The organism is Microbacterium sp. SS28 (genome assembly GCF_022761035.1).
Taxonomy (GTDB): domain Bacteria; phylum Actinomycetota; class Actinomycetes; order Actinomycetales; family Microbacteriaceae; genus Microbacterium.
Map to the genome: position 1 here is coordinate 191,196 of NZ_JAKWJP010000002.1, position 18,519 is coordinate 209,714.

General features: G+C 70.0%; 19 protein-coding genes and 1 tRNA gene. 13 read left to right on the forward strand and 7 right to left on the reverse strand.

Translation table 11 applies throughout. The features are described from left to right. Positions 1–31 precede the first annotated feature (31 nt). Entirely contained in the window at positions 32–670 is a 639-nt protein-coding gene (locus MJ607_RS06200) for an MBL fold metallo-hydrolase (protein ID WP_243074704.1), read from the reverse strand. Between the two features lie 109 nt (positions 671–779). On the opposite strand from MJ607_RS06200, the gene MJ607_RS06205 reads away from it, so the two are divergent. The 3 genes from MJ607_RS06205 (at position 780) to MJ607_RS06215 (ending at position 3,122) form a co-directional block, all read left to right on the forward strand. After that, a tRNA-Glu gene (locus tag MJ607_RS06205) sits at positions 780–852 on the forward strand. Between the two features lie 125 nt (positions 853–977). Then, positions 978–2,279 carry a M20/M25/M40 family metallo-hydrolase gene (locus MJ607_RS06210; protein ID WP_243074705.1) on the forward strand — a complete coding sequence of 434 codons (1,302 nt, stop codon included), beginning with the start codon at positions 978–980 and terminating at the stop codon, positions 2,277–2,279. Between the two features lie 9 nt (positions 2,280–2,288). Further along, positions 2,289–3,122: an undecaprenyl-diphosphate phosphatase gene (locus tag MJ607_RS06215; protein ID WP_243074706.1), complete on the forward strand. Its 834-nt coding sequence runs from the start codon at positions 2,289–2,291 to the stop codon at positions 3,120–3,122. 86 nt (positions 3,123–3,208) lie between these two features. On the opposite strand, the gene MJ607_RS06220 is transcribed toward MJ607_RS06215, so the two are convergent. Next, positions 3,209–4,072: a PAC2 family protein gene (locus tag MJ607_RS06220; RefSeq protein WP_243074707.1), complete on the reverse strand. Its 864-nt coding sequence runs from the start codon at positions 4,070–4,072 to the stop codon at positions 3,209–3,211. A 116-nt stretch (positions 4,073–4,188) separates the two neighbouring features. Between MJ607_RS06220 and MJ607_RS06225 the strand changes: the two genes are divergently transcribed. From MJ607_RS06225 to lnt, 9 genes are all read left to right on the forward strand, one after another. Beyond that, entirely contained in the window at positions 4,189–4,875 is a 687-nt protein-coding gene (locus MJ607_RS06225; RefSeq protein ID WP_308193808.1) for an HAD family phosphatase, read from the forward strand. Next, a complete protein-coding gene (locus tag MJ607_RS06230; RefSeq protein ID WP_243074708.1) occupies positions 4,872–5,882 on the forward strand; it encodes a tRNA (adenine-N1)-methyltransferase in 1,011 nt (336 codons plus the stop codon). The genes MJ607_RS06225 and MJ607_RS06230 overlap by 4 nt, the downstream gene beginning before the upstream one ends. 9 nt (positions 5,883–5,891) lie before the next feature. Beyond that, on the forward strand, positions 5,892–6,827 hold the full coding sequence (locus MJ607_RS06235) for an FKBP-type peptidyl-prolyl cis-trans isomerase (protein WP_243074709.1): 936 nt from the start codon (positions 5,892–5,894) through the stop codon (positions 6,825–6,827). 102 nt (positions 6,828–6,929) lie between these two features. After that, positions 6,930–7,859, forward strand: coding sequence for a WYL domain-containing protein (locus MJ607_RS06240; protein WP_279234468.1), 930 nt, complete (start codon positions 6,930–6,932; stop codon positions 7,857–7,859). Next, complete coding sequence (locus tag MJ607_RS06245; RefSeq protein ID WP_243074711.1) at positions 7,856–8,818, forward strand: YafY family protein; 963 nt, start codon at positions 7,856–7,858, stop codon at positions 8,816–8,818. The genes MJ607_RS06240 and MJ607_RS06245 overlap by 4 nt, the downstream gene beginning before the upstream one ends. 74 nt (positions 8,819–8,892) lie before the next feature. Then, positions 8,893–9,141 carry a Sec-independent protein translocase subunit TatA gene (gene tatA / locus MJ607_RS06250; protein WP_243074712.1) on the forward strand — a complete coding sequence of 83 codons (249 nt, stop codon included), beginning with the start codon at positions 8,893–8,895 and terminating at the stop codon, positions 9,139–9,141. Between the two features lie 66 nt (positions 9,142–9,207). Further along, complete coding sequence (tatC, locus tag MJ607_RS06255) at positions 9,208–9,969, forward strand: twin-arginine translocase subunit TatC (protein WP_243075270.1); 762 nt, start codon at positions 9,208–9,210, stop codon at positions 9,967–9,969. Then, positions 9,966–12,476: an RNA helicase gene (locus MJ607_RS06260; protein ID WP_243074713.1), complete on the forward strand. Its 2,511-nt coding sequence runs from the start codon at positions 9,966–9,968 to the stop codon at positions 12,474–12,476. The genes tatC and MJ607_RS06260 overlap by 4 nt, the downstream gene beginning before the upstream one ends. 56 nt (positions 12,477–12,532) lie before the next feature. Beyond that, entirely contained in the window at positions 12,533–14,128 is a 1,596-nt protein-coding gene (lnt, locus tag MJ607_RS06265; RefSeq protein ID WP_243074714.1) for an apolipoprotein N-acyltransferase, read from the forward strand. A gap of 6 nt (positions 14,129–14,134) precedes the next feature. Here the strand turns inward: lnt and MJ607_RS06270 are convergent, their stop codons facing one another. From MJ607_RS06270 to MJ607_RS06285, 4 genes are all read right to left on the reverse strand, one after another. Continuing rightward, the gene (locus MJ607_RS06270; protein ID WP_243074715.1) at positions 14,135–14,521 is read right to left on the reverse strand and encodes an RNA polymerase-binding protein RbpA; all 387 of its coding nucleotides are present in this window, start codon (positions 14,519–14,521) and stop codon (positions 14,135–14,137) included. 134 nt (positions 14,522–14,655) lie between these two features. Further along, on the reverse strand, positions 14,656–15,432 hold the full coding sequence (locus MJ607_RS06275; protein WP_243074716.1) for a glycerophosphodiester phosphodiesterase family protein: 777 nt from the start codon (positions 15,430–15,432) through the stop codon (positions 14,656–14,658). Next, complete coding sequence (locus tag MJ607_RS06280) at positions 15,429–16,400, reverse strand: SPFH domain-containing protein (RefSeq protein ID WP_243074717.1); 972 nt, start codon at positions 16,398–16,400, stop codon at positions 15,429–15,431. The genes MJ607_RS06275 and MJ607_RS06280 overlap by 4 nt, the downstream gene beginning before the upstream one ends. Continuing rightward, positions 16,397–16,867 (reverse strand): NfeD family protein, encoded by a 471-nt coding sequence (locus MJ607_RS06285; RefSeq protein WP_243074718.1) that lies wholly within the window; start codon positions 16,865–16,867, stop codon positions 16,397–16,399. Before MJ607_RS06285 ends, MJ607_RS06280 begins: the two co-directional genes overlap by 4 nt. A gap of 154 nt (positions 16,868–17,021) precedes the next feature. On the opposite strand from MJ607_RS06285, the gene MJ607_RS06290 reads away from it, so the two are divergent. Next, a complete protein-coding gene (locus MJ607_RS06290) occupies positions 17,022–17,795 on the forward strand; it encodes an SDR family oxidoreductase (protein WP_243074719.1) in 774 nt (257 codons plus the stop codon). Positions 17,796–17,853: 58 nt separating this feature from the next. Here the strand turns inward: MJ607_RS06290 and MJ607_RS06295 are convergent, their stop codons facing one another. Beyond that, positions 17,854–18,411, reverse strand: a complete 558-nt coding sequence (locus MJ607_RS06295; protein WP_243074720.1) for an HdeD family acid-resistance protein — start codon at positions 18,409–18,411, stop codon at positions 17,854–17,856. Between the last annotated feature and the right edge of the window lie 108 nt (positions 18,412–18,519).

The following is an 18,519-nucleotide window of genomic DNA, read 5'->3' on the forward strand; positions in this document are numbered from 1 at the left end:
CCGTCGTTCCCGCCCCCGAAGGGACGTCGGCTCAGATGTCTGTCGACTCGCCCGGGTCGAGGGCGAGGAAGGTGCCCCCGCCCTGCTCCACCGCCCACTTGAGCCGCGCGCGCCCCATGTCGCGTCCGATCACCGAGAGCGTCATGTCGTGCGTGCCGAAGGCCTGGCCCGGCGCGACCGAGAGGACGAAGTCCATGGCCTCGCCGATCTTGAGCCACGGCGCTCCGACGGGCGCGGCGAGCAGCTTGACGTCCCGGCCATGCGGCACGGCGTATGAATCGCCCGGGTAGTAGAACTCGTCATCGACGAGCACTCCGACGTTGTCGACGACGGGGATCGACTCGTGGATCACGGCATGGCTTCCGCCGAAGAACTCGAGCCGGAAGGGCTCGACCTCGACGCGGTCACCGGGTGCCACGACGATGATGTCGTAGCCCGCCGCGGCCTTCGCGACGCCCTCGGGTGCGTAGATCGGGGTGCCCGGCGCATACGCGAGAATCCGGTCGAGATGGTCGGGAGTCCAGTGATCGGGGTGCTCGTGCGTGATGACCACCGCGACGACCGCGGCGAGGTCCGCCAGGGGCAGGGTGAACGACCCGGGATCGATGATGAGCTTGCGCCCGTCGGACTGGAGAGTGAGCGCGGCGTGCTCGAACTTGGTGACTCGCATGCATCGAGTCAAAGGGTCGCGAGGCCCTGCGGCAAGGGGAGACACGCCGATTGCCGCCTCGATTTTGCCGAGACGTGAACCCCATGGCATACTTGAACGGTTGTCTTCCGGCCCCATCGTATAGCGGCCTAGTACGCCGCCCTCTCACGGCGGTAACGCGGGTTCGAATCCCGCTGGGGTCACAACACAAGAAAGAGCCGGTCCGAAAGGGCCGGCTCTTTCTTGGTTTCTGCGCGGATTTCCGCCTGTTTCTCACGGTCTCGGGGGCGAAACGGGGCCGCAATGCGCGGACGGTAGGTTAGTCCGCATGCCTACGCCCGGAGACGACCTTCCCGAGGTCGTGCAGATCGCGCGAGACCTCATCCGCTTCGACACGACGAACTACGGCGGGGGCCGCGCCAACGGCGAGCGGGAGGCCGCCGAATACGTCGGCGCATACCTCGGATCGCTCGGCCTGACGCCCGAGTACTACGAGCCGATCCCGCGCCGCACGAACGTCATGGCGCGCGTGCCGGGCCGCGATCGCGACAAGCCGGCGCTCGTCGTCCACGGGCACCTCGACGTCGTCCCCGCCATCGGCGCCGACTGGAGCGTCGACCCCTTCGCGGGCGAGATCCGCGACGGCCTGCTGTGGGGTCGGGGCGCCGTCGACATGAAGGACATGGACGCCATGATCCTCACGTCGGTCGCCGACATCCTTCGCGCGGGCGAGCAGCCCGAGCGCGACCTCGTGCTGGCCTTCTTCGCCGACGAGGAGAACGGCGGCGTCGAGGGATCCGCGCTCGTCGTGCGCGACCGGCCGGAGTGGTTCGCGGGCGCGACCGAGGCGATCAGCGAGGTGGGCGGATACTCGATCGCGGCCGACGGCCGACGCGCGTACCTGCTGCAGGTGGGGGAGAAGGCCCTCATCTGGATCCGGCTCGTCGCGCGCGGCCGCGCCGCCCACGGCAGCAGCCTGCACGCCGACAACGCCGTCACGCGGCTCGCAGAGGCCGTCGCGGCGCTCGGGCGCACGCAGTGGCCGATTCGCCTCACGGCCACCACGGGGGCACTGCTCGAGGGGCTCGCCGAGCTCACCGGCGGCGATGCGGGCGACCCCGACACCCTCGCCGGAACGACGGGCGCCGCATCCGGATTCATCCGCTCGACTCTGCGGACGACGACCAATCCGACGGGTCTCACGGCGGGGTACAAGCACAACGTCATCCCGGACCGGGCCGAGGCGCTCATCGACGTGCGCGCGCTGCCCGGCACGGAGGATGCCGTTCTGGCCGACATCCGCGCGATCGTCGGCAACGGCGTCGAGGTCGAGATCGTCCACCAGGACATCGGGCTCGAGGTGCCGTTCGAGGGCGACCTCGTCGATGCCATGGTGGCGGCGCTGGGCCGCCACGACCCCGGCGTCCCCGTCATCCCGTACCTGCTGGGCGGCGGCACCGACAACAAGGCGCTGTCCGCCCTCGGCATCGCCGGCTACGGCTTCGCGCCGCTGCGCCTGCCCGCCGACCTCGACTTCACCGGCATGTTCCACGGCGTCGACGAGCGGGTCCCGCTCGACGCCCTCGTCTTCGGTCAGCGCGTTCTGACCGACCTCCTCCGCAGCTACTGAAAGGCGCGCATGCACCTCCTCGAAGCGATCATCCTCGGGCTCGTCCAAGGCCTGACCGAGTTCCTTCCCGTATCCTCCAGCGCCCACCTGCGCATCGTCGGCGAGTTCCTGCCCAGCGCGACCGACCCGGGCGCGGCGTTCACCGCCATCACGCAGCTCGGAACTGAAGCGGCCGTCGTGCTCTTCTTCTGGCGCGACATCGTCCGGATCGTGAGCCATTGGTTCCGGGCGCTCTTCGGCAAGATCCCGCGCAACGACCCCGATGCCAAGATCGGCTGGCTCATCATCATCGGGACGATCCCGATCGTCGTGCTCGGACTGCTCTTCCAGGACGAGATCGAGACGGTCCTCCGCTCGCTGTGGTTCACGGCCGCGACGCTCATCTTCTTCGGCATCCTGCTCGGCATCGCCGACTGGGTCGGCAGCAAGCGCCGCAAGCTCAACGACCTCACCGTCGGCCACGGCATCCTCTACGGCCTCGCGCAGTCGCTCGCCCTCATTCCGGGCGTCTCACGCTCGGGCGGCACCATCACGATGGGCCTCTTCCTCGGCTACGAGCGCGCCGCGGCCGCCCGCTACGCGTTCCTGCTCGCGATCCCCGCCGTGTTCGGCAGCGGCTTCTACCAGCTCTACAAGAGCTGGGGCGAGCCGACCGTCTTCACCCTCGGTGAGACGGCGATCGCGACAGGCGTCGCGTTCATCGTCGCGCTCGGCATCATCGCCTTCCTCATGAGCTGGATCTCGAAGCACAGCTTCCTGCCGTTCGTGATCTACCGCCTCTTCCTCGGCGGGCTGCTCATCGTCCTGCTCCTGACGGGCGTGCTCGAGCCGCTCCCCGTCTGACGTTCGACGCGGTGGGCCGCCTGCGGGCGGCCCGCCGCGTCCACGCGCCTCGCGCTGCGTGGGACGGCTGCGCGCTCGAGCGAGAGCTAGCGGCGCGGTTCGTCGCGGCCGGGCTTGGTGGGCCCGTCGCCGCCCCTGCGCAGATAGCGCTCGAACTCCTGGGCGATCGCGTCGCCGGAGGCTTCGGGGGAGTCCCACGTGTCGCGCGTGCGCTCCAGCTGGCGGATGTACTCCGTCATCTCCTCGTCGTCGGCCGCGGCGGCGTCGATCGACGCCTCCCACGCGGCGGCGTCGCTCGCGAGATCGCCGCGCTCGATGCGGGCGCCCGTGAGGTCCTCGAGCTTGTCGAGCAGGGCGAGGGTCGCCTTGGGGGACGGCGTGTGGCCTGCGACGTAGTGGGGCACACTCGCCCACAGCCCCGCCGACGGGATGCCCGCCGCGTCGGCGGCGTGCGAGAGGACGCTGAGGATGCCGACGGGACCCTCGTAGGTGCTCCGCTCGAGGCCCAGCGACGTGCGCAGACCCTCGTTCTCGCTTCCCGCGAAGATCGAGATGGGCCTCGTGTGCGGCACGTCGGACATCATCGAGCCGATGCCGACGAAGCCCGTGATGTCTTCGCGGAGCGCGATGTCGATGAACTCGCCCGCGAAGGCCTGCCACGCGCGGGCGGGCTCGACGCCCGTGAGGAGCCACAGCTGGGTTCCTCGCGTCGCACGGGCGGGGCGCAGGAGGGTCGCCTCGGGCCACTTCAGATTGCGGCGTCCATCGGCGTCGGCCGAGATGTGGGGGCGTGTGTACTGATAGTCGAAGTACAGCTCGGGATCGACCGAGAAGACGGGCGTGTATTCACCGCTCTCACGCAGCTGCGAGAGCGCAGAGGACGCAGCCTCACCCGCGTCGTTCCAGCCGTCGAATGCGGCGACGATCACTCGGCGTCCCAGTCCGTCCACGCAGCCTCCTCCACCCCCACGGGGATGCTTCCAGGATAGGCGTCCTGCGGCCCGAGGGCGCGGCCCTCACGACGGCGCGCCCCGGTCTCGCAGGTCGCGGTCGGTAGCATGGTTCGGTGAATCAAGGTCTTCCCGCCGCTGTCCTCTGGGACATGGACGGCACCCTCGTCGACACCGAGCCCTTCTGGATGGCGGCCGAGACGCCGCTCGTCGAAAGCTTCGGCGGCTCGTGGTCGCACGAGCAGGGCCTGCGCCTGGTGGGGCTGGGACTCGAGGACTCCGCCCGCATCTTCCAGGAGGCGGGGGTGCGCATGGGCATCACCGACATCGTCGACCACCTCACGGACGACGTCATGGAGCAGCTGTCCGTCAAGGGCGTCCCGTTCCGCCCCGGCGCGCGCGAACTGCTCGAGAGTCTTCGGGATGCCGGCATCCCGACCGCCCTCGTGACGATGTCGCTGCGCCGCATGGCGCAGTCGGTCGTCGATCTCATCGACTTCGACGCCTTCGACGTCGTGATCGCGGGCGACGACGCGACACGCCCCAAGCCCTTCCCCGATCCGTACCTGCAGGCGTGCGAGGCCCTCGGCGTCGACCCCGCCCATACCGTCGCGATCGAGGACTCGCCCAACGGGCTGCGCTCGGCCGTCGCCTCGGGCGCCGCCGTCATCGGCGTCCCGCTCATGGTCTCGATCGACGGAGCCGGCGCCCACGCCGTCTGGCCGACGCTCGAGGGCCGATCGGCGGCCGATGTCGCCGAGGTCCACCGAACGCACGTCGAGCGACGGGAGTCGGTCCGATGACGACGCAGCGACCCAGCGGACCCTTCCGCATCGGCGACCGCGTGCAGCTGACGGGGCCCAAGGGCCGCCTGCACACCATCACCCTCCGCGCCGACGGCGAGCTGCACACGCACCACGGCGTGCTCAGGCACACGGCCCTCATCGGCCAGCCGGACGGCTCGGTCGTGACGAACAGCGGCGGGCACGAGTACCTCGCGCTGCGGCCCCTCCTGCGCGACTTCGTCATGTCCATGCCGCGCGGTGCGGCCATCGTGTACCCGAAGGATGCCGCGCAGATCGTCGCCCAGGCAGACGTCTTCCCCGGGGCCGTCGTGGTCGAGGCGGGCGTCGGGTCGGGCGCGCTGTCGCTATGGCTCCTGCGCGCCACGGGCACGGAAGGCCGTCTCGTCTCCTTCGAGCGCCGCTCCGACTTCGCCGAGGTCGCCCGCGCCAACGTCGAGACGTTCATCGGCGAGATGCCGGCCAACTGGGATGTCGTCGTGGGCGACCTCGCCGAGTCGCTGCCGACCGCCGTGGAACCGGCATCCGTCGACCGCGTCGTGCTCGACATGCTCGCTCCGTGGGAGTGCATCGACGTCGTGGCCGAGGCCCTCGCCCCCGGTGGCGTCGTGGTCTGCTACGTCGCGACGGCGACGCAGCTGAGCCGCGTCGCGGAGTACATCCGCGGGACGGGCCTCTTCACGGATCCCGAGGCGAACGAGACGATGGTCCGCGGCTGGCACGTCGAAGGACTCGCCGTCCGGCCCGATCACCGGATGGTCGCGCACACGGGATTCCTCATCTCGGCGCGCCGGCTCGCGCCCGGCGCCATCGCGCCCGAGCAGAAGCGCCGTGCGTCGAAGTCGAGCTACGGCGACGAGGACGTCGAGCTCTGGACCCCCGGGGCCGTCGGGGACCGGCAGATCACCGACAAGAATCTGCGCAAGCGCGTGCGCGAGGCGCAGCGCGCGGCCGACGGTGCACGCGAGGCGTCCGCGCGCGCGGGCGAGCCGGACACATCCGCCTAGACTGTTGCGGTGCGCAAGATCCCCGCTGCCCTCGCGGTTCTCGGACTCGCCGCGGTCGGCCTCGCCGGCTGCGCCCTGCCCGCGGGCTATGACGACTGCTCCCGTACCGCCTCCGACGGGACGGCGACCGATCTCGTGACCGTGAGCGGTGAGAGCGGCGCCACCCCCGACATCGCCGTGCCCACGCCGTTCCACGTCGAGAGCGCGTCCTTCGCCGATCTCGCGCAGGGCGAGGGCCCGACCATCTCGGGCGGCGCGCAGGCGCTCGTGCTCGACATGCAGATCGTGAGCGGCGAGACGGGCGACATCGTCTATCAGTCGCCGTACGACGGCGACCTCTCGCGCGTCACCTCCTTCGACCAGTGGGTGCAGGCCGTGCCGGCGTTCGAGTCCGCGCTCGCGTGCGCGACCGAAGGCTCGCGCACCGTCGTCGCACTCGCGCCCGGCGACATCGAGGCGGAAGCCGCTGCGAGCCTCGGACTCGCCGAGGACGAGTCCGCCGTCGCCGTCGTCGACATCCAGAAGGTCTTCCTGCCTCACGCGCAGGGGTCGCTCGTGTACAACGACGCGCGCGGCCTTCCTACGGTCGTCCGGGCTCCCGACGGTCGCCCGGGCATCCTCGTCCCCGACGCGGATGCCCCGGAGGAGGTCGCCGCGCAGACCCTGATCAAGGGCACAGGCGAGGTCGTCACGGGTGACCAGCCCATTCGGGTCCACTACACGGAAGTCTCCTGGGACAGCAGCTCGGTCACCAACAGCACCTGGGACGGCGCGCCCGCGACGGAGACGCTCGACCATTTGGTCCCGGGCGCGGCGAAGGTGCTCGAGGACGTCACCGTCGGCTCGCAGCTGCTCGTCGTTCTTCCCGCGAAGGACGGCGAGACGGGTTCGGCGCGCGTGTTCGTGATCGACATCCTCGGAGTGGATCAGTCACCCACGCAGTGAGGCGATGGCGTTCTCCAGCGACCCTAGGATGAGGGAGTGCCTGCGAGATCCCCCGTCCGCAACCCGCCGGAAGAGCGGCTCGTCAACCTTGTCGTCGCCCTCATGGCGACGGAGCAGGGGCTGACGAAGGACGCCATCCTCGGCTCCGTGTCGGGCTACCGCGAGCAGACCGACGCGGGCGCCAAGAAGGACGCGCTCGAGAAGATGTTCGAGCGCGACAAGGAGAACCTCCGCGCGCTGGGCGTGCCGATCGAGACGATCGGCGACCGCCTCGACCCGGACGACCTGCGCGAAGCGCGCTACCGCGTTCCGACGGCCGAGTACGAACTGCCGGACGACATCGAGTTCAGCCCTGCCGAGCTGGCTCTGCTTCACCTCGCGGGCGGCGTTTGGAGCGAGAGCTCGATGTCGGCCGAGGCGCGCAGCGGGCTGCGCAAGATCCGGGCGCTCGGCATCGCGGTCGAGGACCCGATCATCGGCTACTCGCCGCGGATCACGGTGCGCGAGCCCGCCTTCCCCGTGCTCCAGCAGGCGATCGAGCAGAGCCGCGTCGTCACCTTCCCGTACCTCAAGCCGGGGGAGGAGGCGCCGCGCATGCGCCGCGTCCAGCCCCTCGCGCTCATCGAGTACGAGGCGCGCTGGCACGTCTTCGCCGTCGACCTCGACGCCCTCGCCGACCGGACGTTCCTGCTGTCGCGCATCGTGGGCGACGTCGCCACGACACGCGCGAGCTTCGATCCGTCGCTCCGCGAAGGCGCGGGCGAGCGGGCCCGCGCCGGACTCGAAGAGCTCGCCGCCCGCCAGTCGGCGCTCATCGAGGTCAACCCCGGCAGCGAGGCCGCGCTGCGCCTCTCGCGGCGGGCCCAGCCCGCGTCGCAGGGGATCCGGGTACCGTACGTCGACGTCAACATCCTCGCCGACGAGCTCGCGTCGTACGGTCCCGAAGTGCGCGTCGTCGAACCCGACGCGCTGCGAGAGAAGGTCGTCGCGCGCCTGACCGCGACCGTCGAAGCACACGGAGGCGTCGCATGAGCGAACGCAGACCCCTCATCGCGACGGACCGCGCCGCGATCATGCTCCAGCTCGTGCCATACCTGCTCGGCAAGGGCGAGGTCTCGGTCGCCGAGGCCGCCGACGAATTCGAGGTGTCGGCCGCGCAGATGCGCGAGATGGTCGAGAAGCTCACCGTCATCGGCCTGCCCGGCGACAGCGGGTTCTGGCAGATGCCGAACGAGCTCTTCGACATCGACTGGGACCTCCTGACGCAGCAGGACCTCATCGTCATCACGAACAGCGTCGGCCTCGAGCGCTCGCCCAAGCTCACGGCGCGCGAGGCCGCCGCCCTCCTGGCGGGCCTCCAGCTCGCCCGGACGATCCCGGGCGTCGGCGACTCCGAAATCTTCGCGGGCCTGCTCGCGAAGCTCTCGCGCGGCGCCTCGGCCGCGCCCGCCGAGGTCATCGTGGCATCCGAGCCGGTCGACGAAGTGCGCTCGATCGTCGCGTCCGCCGTGCGCGAGCGCCTCGCCGTCTCGTTCACGTACAAGGCGACGGATGCCGCTCCCACAACCCGCACGGTCGACCCCGTGAAGGTGCAGATCGCGAGCGGCCAGTGGTATCTGCAGGGCTGGTGCCACCTGCGGCGCGCGATGCGCACGTTCCATCTCGACCGGGTCAGCGACATCCGTCTCACCGACATCCCCATCTCGCACGGCGGCGAGCCCGTCCCCGGCTGGTTCGAGGACGGCGAGGACGACGTCGTCGTGCGCGTGCGCTTCCCCGAGACCGTCGCACCCCTGCTCGGCGACTACCTCGACCGCGCGACGGTCGACACCGTCGACGGCGTCTCGACCGCGACGATGCGCGTCGCCGACGAAGTGAGCCTGCGCCGACTCGCCGCGAAGCGCGGGGGAGTCGTCGAGATCCTCGAGCCGGAAGGCGCCCGGCGCGCGGCGGCCGAGTGGGCGGCGGCGGGACTCGAGCAGTACCGCTGAGCCCCGCCTGCCGGTCGGCTGACTTGCTTCGGGTTTAGACTGAGGTGATCCCGACCTGACAAACGGAGTGCATCATGCTCGGCAATCTGAACGGCTGGCACCTTCTCATCCTGCTCGCCGTCATCCTGCTCCTCTTCGGCGCCGCCAAGCTTCCGGCGCTCGCCAAGAGCGTGGGTCAGTCGGCGCGCGTCTTCAAGGGCGAGATGAAGGCCATGAAGGAAGAAGACCAGACCGCGCCCGTCGCCGAGGCGACCGCCGCTGACCCTGCGACGCCGTCCGCGACGGTCAGCAGGCCCGCTGACACCGCAGAACCCAAGCAGTAGCTCGCGGTGGCCACGGCCGGACCGCCGCGGATCGACGAACCGGACGCACCGCGGCACGACAAGAGGATGTCGCTGGGGCAGCATCTCGTCGAGCTGCGCCGACGCCTCGTGATCGCCGCGCTGGCGCTCGTCGTCGGCATGATCGTCGCCTTCTTCATCACGGACTGGGTGCTGTGGCTCATCACGGAGCCCATCCGCGTCATCGCTGCCGAGAACGGCGACTCACGCCAGGTCGAGCTGATGTTCAGCACCGTGACCTCGGCCTTCGACCTGCGCCTGCGGATTTCGTTCGCGATCGGCATCCTGCTCTCGGCGCCGATCTGGCTGTGGCAGATCTGGGCGTTCGTCATGCCCGGTCTCACCCGCAAGGAGATCGGGTACACGTGGGGCTTCCTGGGGGCGGCGATCCCGCTCTTCTTCATCGGCTCGTACGTCGGCCTGCAGATCATGCCGCACATCGTCGAGCTCATGAACAGCTTCGTCCCCGAGGGCGGGGCCTCGTTCTACGACGCCCAGTACTACTACGACTTCGTCTTCAAGCTGCTCGTCGTGGTGGGCGTCTCATTCGTGCTCCCGGTGTTCCTCGTGGCCCTCAACCTGGCGGGCGTCATGTCGGGGCGGGCGATCCTCAAGGGCTGGCGCGTCGCGATCCTCATCGCGACGGTGTTCGCGGCGCTCGCCACGCCCGCCGCTGACGTCGTCAGCATGCTGATCCTCGCGGGCATCCTCGTCGTGCTGTTCTTCGCCGCCGCCGGGATCTCCCTCCTGTTCGATCGCCGTCGCTCCAAGCGCGAGAGCTCGCTGCTGCCCCCCGGGGCCGTGGCGTGAGCGAACCGAGTCCGGCCGACCGGTACGCGCAGGCCCGTGAGGACCGTGTGCATCCCGCAACGGCCGGTTTCGCGGCATCCCAGCGATTCACTCTGGATCCGTTCCAGGTCGCGGGATGCCACGCCCTCGAGGACGGCCGCAGCGTCCTGGTCGCCGCGCCCACGGGCGCCGGCAAGACGATCGTCGGCGAGTTCGCGATCCACCTCGCTATGCGCGAGCCGGCCGATGCCCGGCACCCCGCGAAGGCGTTCTACACGACGCCGATGAAGGCTCTGTCGAACCAGAAGTTCCGCGAGCTCGTCGAGGTGTACGGCGCGGACGACGTGGGGCTGCTGACGGGCGACACGAACATCAACGGCAATGCCCGCGTCGTCGTCATGACGACCGAGGTGCTGCGCAACATGCTCTACGCCGACTCACCGGCGCTGCGCGGCCTGCGCTACGTCGTCATGGACGAAGTGCACTACCTCGCAGACCGGTTCCGCGGAGCCGTATGGGAGGAGGTCATCATCCACCTTCCGTCGGATGTTCGGCTCGTCTCGCTGTCGGCGACGGTCTCGAACGCCGAGGAGTTCGGCGACTGGCTCGACACCGTCCGTGGCGACACCGAGGTCATCGTCTCGGAGGTGCGCCCCGTCCCGCTCGAGCAGCACGTCCTCGTGCGCGGCGACCTGCTTCCGCTCTTCGACGACCGCGCCGGGATCGCGACTGCGCAGGTCAACCAGGAGCTCATGCGCATCCGGTCGTTCAAGGGCCCGACGTACGAGAACAACCGTCGCGCGCAGGCGGCCCGCAGCGCGAACTACCACGCGGGCGGCGGGTACGAGGCATCCCGTCGCCGTCCTCAGAAGGGCAGCGTGCGGCCCGTGCGATCGGCGAACGTCCAGCGCATCGAGCGGATGGACCGGCCCGACGTCATCGAACTGCTCGAGCGCGGCAACCTGCTGCCGGCGATCTTCTTCATCTTCAGCCGCGCCGGATGCGACGCGGCCGTGCAGCAGGTGCGCCGCGCGGGCCTGCGCCTCACGACGCACGAGGAGCGCATCGAGATCCGGGCCACGGTCGAGCAGCTCACCCGCACCCTCCATGACGAGGACCTCGCGGTGCTGGGCTTCTGGGAGTGGCGTGAGAATCTCGAACGGGGCGTCGCGGCGCACCATGCGGGGCTGCTGCCGGCATTCAAGGAAGTCGTCGAGGACCTCTTCCAGCGCAAGCTCGTGAAGGTGGTGTTCGCGACCGAGACCCTCGCCCTCGGAATCAACATGCCGGCTCGCACCGTCGTGCTCGAGAAGCTCGAGAAGTTCAACGGCGAGGCGCGCGTCGCCATCACGTCCGGCGAATACACCCAGATCACCGGGCGTGCGGGGCGACGGGGGATCGACGTCGAGGGCCACGCCGTCGTACAGTGGACCGAGGGGCTCGACCCTCAGGCCGTCGCGGCCCTCGCGTCGCGCCGCACCTACCCGCTCAATTCGAGCTTTCGACCGACGTACAACATGGCCGTCAACCTCATCGACCAGTTCGGGCGGGGGAAGGCGCGCGAGATCCTCGAATCGTCGTTCGCGCAGTTCCAGGCCGACCGCGCCGTCGTGGGCCTCGCGCGGCAGGTGCGCGAGCAGGAGGAGTCGCTCGCGGGCTACGAGCAGGCCATGACGTGCGATCGCGGCGACTTCGCCGACTACTCGCGCATCCGCCGCGAGCTCAGCGACCTCGAGAAGATCAATCGGCGGGACGTCACGGCCGGTCGCGCGACGCGCGACGAGCGGCAGCGCCAGATCTCGTCGCTGCGCAAGCGCATGCAGCGGCACGCCTGCCATCAGTGCCCCGACCGCGAGCACCACGCGCGCTGGGCGGAGCGGTACTGGCGCCTCAAGCGCACGGTCGACGACCTGCGCCGTCAGATCGAGAACCGCACCGGCACCGTGGCGCGCATCTTCGACCGCGTCGTCGATGTGCTGGCCGAGCTCGACTACGTCGCCGTCGCTGAGGACGGAGCCACCTCGCTGACCCCGGCGGGCCGCACGATGCGCCGCATCTACGGCGAACGCGACCTCCTCGTCGCGGAGTCGCTGCGGACGGGCATCTGGAAGGACCTGGATGCCGCGTCCCTCGCGGCGCTCGCATGCTGCCTCGTCTACGAGCCGCGGCGCGAGTCCGGCGACCCGGGCGACCAGCGACTGCCGCGCGGCGCGTTCCGGACGGCCCTGAGCGCGACGCAGGACCTGTGGCAGCGCCTCGACGACCTCGAGCGCGACCACCGCCTGCCCGGCTCCGAGCCGATCGCCGCGGGTCTCGCGCAGGCGATGCACTCGTGGGCGCGCGGCGTGCCGTTGGACCGCGTGCTCATCGAAGCGGATCTCGCGGCCGGCGACTTCGTGCGCTGGACCAAGCAGACGATCGACCTGCTCGATCAGCTCTCGCTCGTCGCCGAGCCCGCGGTCGGCACCGTCGCCCGTCGGGCGCTCGACGCCGTCCGCCGCGGCATCGTCTCGTACTCGTCGGTCTGACCCGGCAGAGGCGCCCGCCCGACGCTCGCGACGGCCGAGGGGCTTAGGCTCGATCCGTGCCCGACGCCCCCACCCTCGCCGAGCCCGTGCGACCGATCCTCCCGCTGTGGGCCGCGGTCGCGGCATCCGTCGTCGCAGGACTCGTCCTCACCACCGCGTTCCCGGCGCTCGCCTGGTGGCCCGCCGTGTTCGTCGCCGTTCCGCTCGCGCTCGTGAGTCTCGTGGGGCGCGGGTTCTGGTCGGCCCTCCTCGTCGGCTTCGCCTTCGGCGCCGCGTTCTTCTTCGTGAATCTGCTGTTCACGGCCCGCTACCTCGGGCCCGTGCCGTGGATCGCACTGTCGATGCTCGAGGCGGCCCTCACGGCGCTCTTCGCGATACCGATCGCCCTCGCCTACCGCTGGGTTCCGCGCGTCCTTCCGGGAGCGTGGGGGAGGCTCGTGTCGCTTCCCGCGCTCGTCGCAGGGCTCTGGACGCTCCGCGAGGAGGTGCTCGGCACGTTCCCCTACGGCGGATTCCCGTGGGGGCGGCTCGGGGTGACGCAGGCGGACGGCCCGTTCGCCGAGGTCGCGTCATGGGTCGGGATGTCGGGCCTGTCGTTCCTCATCGTGCTCGTGTGCGCCGCGGGGGTCGAATACGTCCGCCTCGGCCGGTGGCGCGACGTCCGCGCGGTGGTCCCGACCGCCGCCGCGGCTGTGCTGCTGATCGTCACACCCCAGTTCCCGACGACGGATGCCGGTGCGATGCGGGTCGGCGCCGTCCAGGGCAACGGCCCCGCGGGCTACTTCGACGAGCGCGGCCGCAACGACATCCTCCGCGCGCAGCTCGCGGCGACGCGGCCGATCCTCGACGAGGACATGGACGTGCTGCTGTGGCCCGAGGGCGGCATCGATTCCGACCCCACGACCGACGAGGCGACCGCGGGAGTCCTCGACACCCTGGCCGCGCGCATCGGCGCGCCGCTTCTCGTGAGCGCCGTCACGCAGCGCGGAGACGAGTACTTCAACTCCGCGCTGCTGTGGGAGGAGGGCGCCGAGAACCCGGTCGACACCTACGACAAGCGGCATCCCGTGCCGTTCGGCGAATACGTCCCCGACCGCTGGCTCTACCGCAACTTCGCGCCCGAGCTCATCGACCTCATCCAGCGCGAGTACACGCCGGGCGTCGCGACGCCGATGTTCGACATCGGGGGAGTAGGCGTGGGGCTCGCGATCTGCTTCGACGTCATCTACGACGACGTCATCTGGGACGGCGCGCAGGCGGGCGCCGAGGTCTACATGTTCCAGACGAACAACGCGGACTTCCGCGGGACCGATGAGAACCTGCAGCAGCTCGCGTTCGCCCGCATGCGCGCGATCGAGACGGGTCGCTCGGTCGTCAACCTCTCGACGGTCGGGACGAGCCAGGTCATCGCGCCGGACGGCGCGACCCTCGACGGTCTGCCCGCCGACGAGGCGGGAGCCATGCTCACGGACGTGCCGCTGCGGACGGGGCTCACGCCCGCCGTCATCGCGGGCGCCGCGCTCAAGGCGCTCCTCGCGTGGGGGAGCCTCGCCGCGCTCGTCGCGTTCGGGATCATCGCCCGGCTGCGGCGACGGGCCGGCAACGCAGCGACGCCGGCTCCCGAAGGAACCGGCGTCGCAGAGAAGGCGTGATGCGCGTCAGGCGCTGATCTTGTCGAGGGTGACGACGTCCTCGCCGGCGCCGCGGCGGGCGCGGACGTAGGCGAGACGCTCCTCGAGGAGCTCTTCGAGCTCGGGGAGGGTGCGCCGCTCGAGCAGCATGTCCCAGTGCGAGCGCGGCACCTTGTCGCCGCTGTGGTCGACCGTCGCGGTGCCCTCGCCGATGCGCAGGAGCGACTCGGAGCCGCACGTGCGGCATTCCCAGCTCTCCGGGATCTCGGCGTCTGCCGCGAAGGTCAATGTCGTGTCACGTCCGCACGACGTGCACGTGTAGGTGTGCTGTGCGCGCTCATGGAACACGACGCCCTCTTCGCTTTGTAGGCTCTGGGCGCCGAGTCGGATGCCGCGCAGGCTGCGGTCTGCCATTTCGGGTCCTCTCGTCGCTAACCAGGTATAACGAAGTGACCTGGGCGTCTCATCCGAACAAGGCCGCTCCAGGCGCCTTTCACAGTGGATGCACAGCCTGACACGCCGTCTCATCGATTGTGAGACCCGGAACCTCAGCGCAATGTCGCGAGGGCCAGATCGGCGCGGTCCGTCACGATGCCGTCGACGCCCAGGGCCACGAGCCGTCGCATGTCGGCGGGGTCGTTCACCGTCCAGACGTGGACCTCGACGCCCGCCGCGTGCGCGTAGTCGATGAAGCGCGGTGTCACGATGCGGATACGGCCCTGCCGCTCCGGCACCTGCAGGGCATCCAAGCCCTGCAGGATGCGGCGCGCCAGCGGCCGGGAGCGCACCGACACGGCGCCGACCAATCGCGTGACGATCGCGCTGCCCGCCGACGTCGCGGGACGGATGTCGCCGCCGACGCCGGCCGCAGCGGCGAGGGCGGCGCGTCGGCGGTCGTCCGAGAAGCTCGTGACGAGCACGCGCGCGCCGTGCGCGGCGACCTGCCGACCGACCTTCTCGGCGGCGCCCGCGGCCTTGACGTCGAGGTTGAAGCGCACCCCCGGGAACGCGTCGAGGGCCTGCTCGAGGGTCACGAGCCCTCCGTGGCCGCTCATCAGGAGCTCGAGGTCGCGGAGGGTCACTTCGTCGACGCGGCGCGGATCGCCCGTCACGCGTCGCAGATCGGCGTCGTGGAAGAGCACGACGAACCCGTCGCGGGTCAGATGGCAGTCCGACTCGACGTAGGCAGCACCCGCCGCCTGCGCCGCCGCGACGGCCGCGAAGGAGTTCTCCACGACGCCGGCTCGCGCGGCATCGGCCGTGACGAGACCGCGGTGCGCGAGCACGCGCGGCGTCGCGACCCCCTCGAACCAGGGATGCGTCATGCCGTGGGCGGCTGCTCCGCTGCGGGCTTGGCCGGGGGAGCGGTCACGGCGTCGGCGGGGCGTACGGCGTTCGCGACCGATGACCCGAAGGCTCCGCTCACGTTCTTGAGGGCCTCGGTGAGCTCGCTCGGGATGATCCAGAGCTTGCTCGACGGGCTCTCGCTGATCTTCGGGAGCGTCTGCAGGTACTGGTACGCGAGCAGCTGCGGGTCGGGGTTGCCGACGTGGATCGCGTGGAAGACGGTCTGGATGGCCTCGGCCTCGCCCTGCGCGCGCAGCACGGCGGCCTGCTTGTCGCCCTCGGCCTTGAGGATCTCGGCCTGGCGCTGGCCCTCGGCCGTGAGGATCGCGGACTGCTTCGTTCCCTCGGCTGTGAGGATGAGCGCACGGCGATCGCGCTCGGCACGCATCTGCTTCTCCATCGAGTCCTGGATCGAGTGCGGCGGGTCGATCGCCTTGAGCTCGACGCGTCCCACGCGGATGCCCCACTTGCCCGTCGCCTCGTCGAGCACGACGCGGAGCTGCCCGTTGATGTTGTCGCGGCTCGTGAGGGCCTCTTCGAGGTTGAGTCCGCCGACGACGTTGCGCAGCGTCGTCGTGGTGAGCTGCTCGACGGCGCCGAGATAGTTGGCGATCTCGTATGTCGCGGCCCGAGCGTCGGTCACCTGGAAGTAGACGACCGTGTCGATCGAGACGACGAGGTTGTCTTCAGTGATGACGGGCTGCGGCGGGAACGAGACGACCTGCTCGCGCATGTCGATGAGGGGTCGCAGCCGGTCGATGAGCGGCACGAGGAGGTTCAGACCGGGCGACAGGGTCTTGTGGTAGCGCCCCAGCCGCTCGACGATGCCGGCGCTCGCCTGCGGGATGATGCGGATCGAGCGGGCGATGACGACGATCACGAAGATGACGACCGCGATCGCAAGCGTCCAGCCGATCGCGACGGGGATGACTTCTTCGACGGTCATGCGTTCTCCTCGTTCACAGGTCGGACGTAGGCCGTGGCGCCGTCGATGCGGCTCACGCGGACGGGCTCGCCCGGCTCCAGGGCGGCGGCGGCATCGGCACGTGCGGTCCACACGTCGCCGTTCGAGAGCTTCACCTGGCCGCCATCGGCGGACACGGTCGACAGCACGCGTCCGGACAGGCCTATGAGGGCGTCGACGTTGCTCGGCGTGGGGTCTTCGCCTCGTCGGAGGCGCCGCAGAAGGGGCGGTCGCAGCACGAGGACGAGCACGGCCGCGACGACGGCGGCGATGACGACCTGGAGCCAGATCGGGGCGCCGAGGAGGTCGGATGCGAGGCCTGCGACCCCGCCGATGCTGAGCATCAGGAAGGTGAAGTCGAGCGTCAGCATCTCGATCACGAGGAACAACAGGATGAGCACCAGCCATCCGATCCAGGCCCAGTCTTCGATCGTCTGGATGAGCTCCACGTCGTGCCTCCTTCAATCGAACCTATCACGCAGGAAACCGCCCGGATCGGCCCCGAGCGGGCCGGATTGGTAGGGTCGAGTGATGCCGCGCGAACCGTCCGCGGCGGCCGCGGCATCCGCTGATCGGCACCATCGCAACCCCTTGGGAAGTCACGTGTCCGAACCCCTCACGCCCCTTGCTCCCGGCTCGCTCACGGGCCTGACCGCCCTCGTGACGGGCTCGTCGCGCGGCATCGGCGCCGACACCGTGCGCTACTTCGCGCAGGCCGGCGCGAACGTCGTCATCAACTTCCGCAACAAGGCTCCGCGCGCCGAGAAGCTCGCCTCCGAGCTGCGCGAGCTGGGTGTCGAGGCGCTCGTCGTCGGCGCCGACCTGACCGACCCCGAGTCGGTGCAGGCGATGTTCGACCAGGTCTCGCAGACCTTCGGCGGGCTCGACATCCTCGTGCTGAATGCCTCGGGCGGCATGGAGTCCGGCATGGCCGAGGATTACGCCCTGCTGCTCAACCGCGACGCGCAGGTCAATGTGCTCGAGACGTCGCTCCCGCTGCTCCACGAGGGGTCGCGCGTCGTGTTCGTCACGAGCCACCAGGCGCACTTCATCCGCACGACTCCGACGATGCCCGAGTACGAGCCGGTCGCGCTGTCCAAGCGTGCGGGCGAGGACGCGCTGCGCGAGCGGATCCCCGCGCTGACCGAGCGCGGGGTCGAGTTCGTCGTGGTGTCCGGCGACATGATCGAGGGCACGATCACCGCGACGCTCCTCGAGCGCGCGAATCCGGGCGCGATCGCGGCACGCCGCGAGGACGCCGGCAAGCTCTACAACGTCTCGGAGTTCGCTGCCGAAGTGGCCCTCGCAGCCGTCGAGCCGATACCCGCCGACAACACGCGCCTCGTCGGAGACACCGACTCGTTCGGCGACGAGTAACCGCAGGACAGAGAAGAAGGGCCCCGGGAATCCCCGGGGCCCTTCTTCTCTGCATGACTCAGAAGTCGCGGCCCGAGAACTTGAAGGCGCGGATGATCTGGATGATGCCGAGGACGATCAGCAGGATGCCGAGCAGCCACCACAGCACGGCCGCACCGAGGAGCGGCGTGACGATGAGGTAGATGCCGGCGATGAGGCTGATGATCGCGAAGAAGATCGTCCAGCCCTTCGAAGCGGCGTCGCCGAGCGTCGAGAGCGAGACGATGCCCTCGACGACCCAGAGGATACCGATCAGGATGCCGACGAAGATCGCGAGCCAGGCGGTCGCCTGCTGCAGGTTGAGGAGCGCGACCACGCCACCGGCGATGAAGATGAGGCCGAGGACGATGTGGCCGACGCGGGCCCAGCCGCCCTTGGACTTCGAGAAGATGCCGAGGCCGGCGTAGACGAGCCCGCCGACGATCGCGTAGATCGCGATCACGATGGTGACGAAGAAGGCAGCGCCCTGCGGCTGCCAGATGATGAGAGCACCGGCGAGGATGGAGAGAACGCCACCGACACCGAATGCGGTGCGGACGCCGTTGATGGCCGACTTCTCGGCTGCGGATTCGGACATGGGAGCCCTTTCTGAGTGTTTCCTGAGAGGTTCTGGCCCAGCCTAGACCCCGCCGCGACAGACTCCGCGCAGCCGCGCGGTTCGATCACACCTTATGGCGGAGGGTTT

What these genes read in the sequence shown, in the direction of transcription:
- MJ607_RS06200 (WP_243074704.1), bottom strand. Translation starts at nt 670, where the DNA reads ATGCGAGTCACCAAGTTCGAGCACGCCGCGCTCACTCTCCAGTCCGAC.
- MJ607_RS06210 (WP_243074705.1), top strand. Translation starts at nt 978, where the DNA reads ATGCCTACGCCCGGAGACGACCTTCCCGAGGTCGTGCAGATCGCGCGA.
- MJ607_RS06215 (WP_243074706.1), top strand. Translation starts at nt 2,289, where the DNA reads ATGCACCTCCTCGAAGCGATCATCCTCGGGCTCGTCCAAGGCCTGACC.
- MJ607_RS06230 (WP_243074708.1), top strand. Translation starts at nt 4,872, where the DNA reads ATGACGACGCAGCGACCCAGCGGACCCTTCCGCATCGGCGACCGCGTG.
- MJ607_RS06240 (WP_279234468.1), top strand. Translation starts at nt 6,930, where the DNA reads ATGGCGACGGAGCAGGGGCTGACGAAGGACGCCATCCTCGGCTCCGTG.
- MJ607_RS06245 (WP_243074711.1), top strand. Translation starts at nt 7,856, where the DNA reads ATGAGCGAACGCAGACCCCTCATCGCGACGGACCGCGCCGCGATCATG.
- tatA (WP_243074712.1), top strand. Translation starts at nt 8,893, where the DNA reads ATGCTCGGCAATCTGAACGGCTGGCACCTTCTCATCCTGCTCGCCGTC.
- tatC (WP_243075270.1), top strand. Translation starts at nt 9,208, where the DNA reads ATGTCGCTGGGGCAGCATCTCGTCGAGCTGCGCCGACGCCTCGTGATC.
- MJ607_RS06270 (WP_243074715.1), bottom strand. Translation starts at nt 14,521, where the DNA reads ATGGCAGACCGCAGCCTGCGCGGCATCCGACTCGGCGCCCAGAGCCTA.
- MJ607_RS06275 (WP_243074716.1), bottom strand. Translation starts at nt 15,432, where the DNA reads ATGACGCATCCCTGGTTCGAGGGGGTCGCGACGCCGCGCGTGCTCGCG.
- MJ607_RS06280 (WP_243074717.1), bottom strand. Translation starts at nt 16,400, where the DNA reads ATGACCGTCGAAGAAGTCATCCCCGTCGCGATCGGCTGGACGCTTGCG.
- MJ607_RS06295 (WP_243074720.1), bottom strand. Translation starts at nt 18,411, where the DNA reads ATGTCCGAATCCGCAGCCGAGAAGTCGGCCATCAACGGCGTCCGCACC.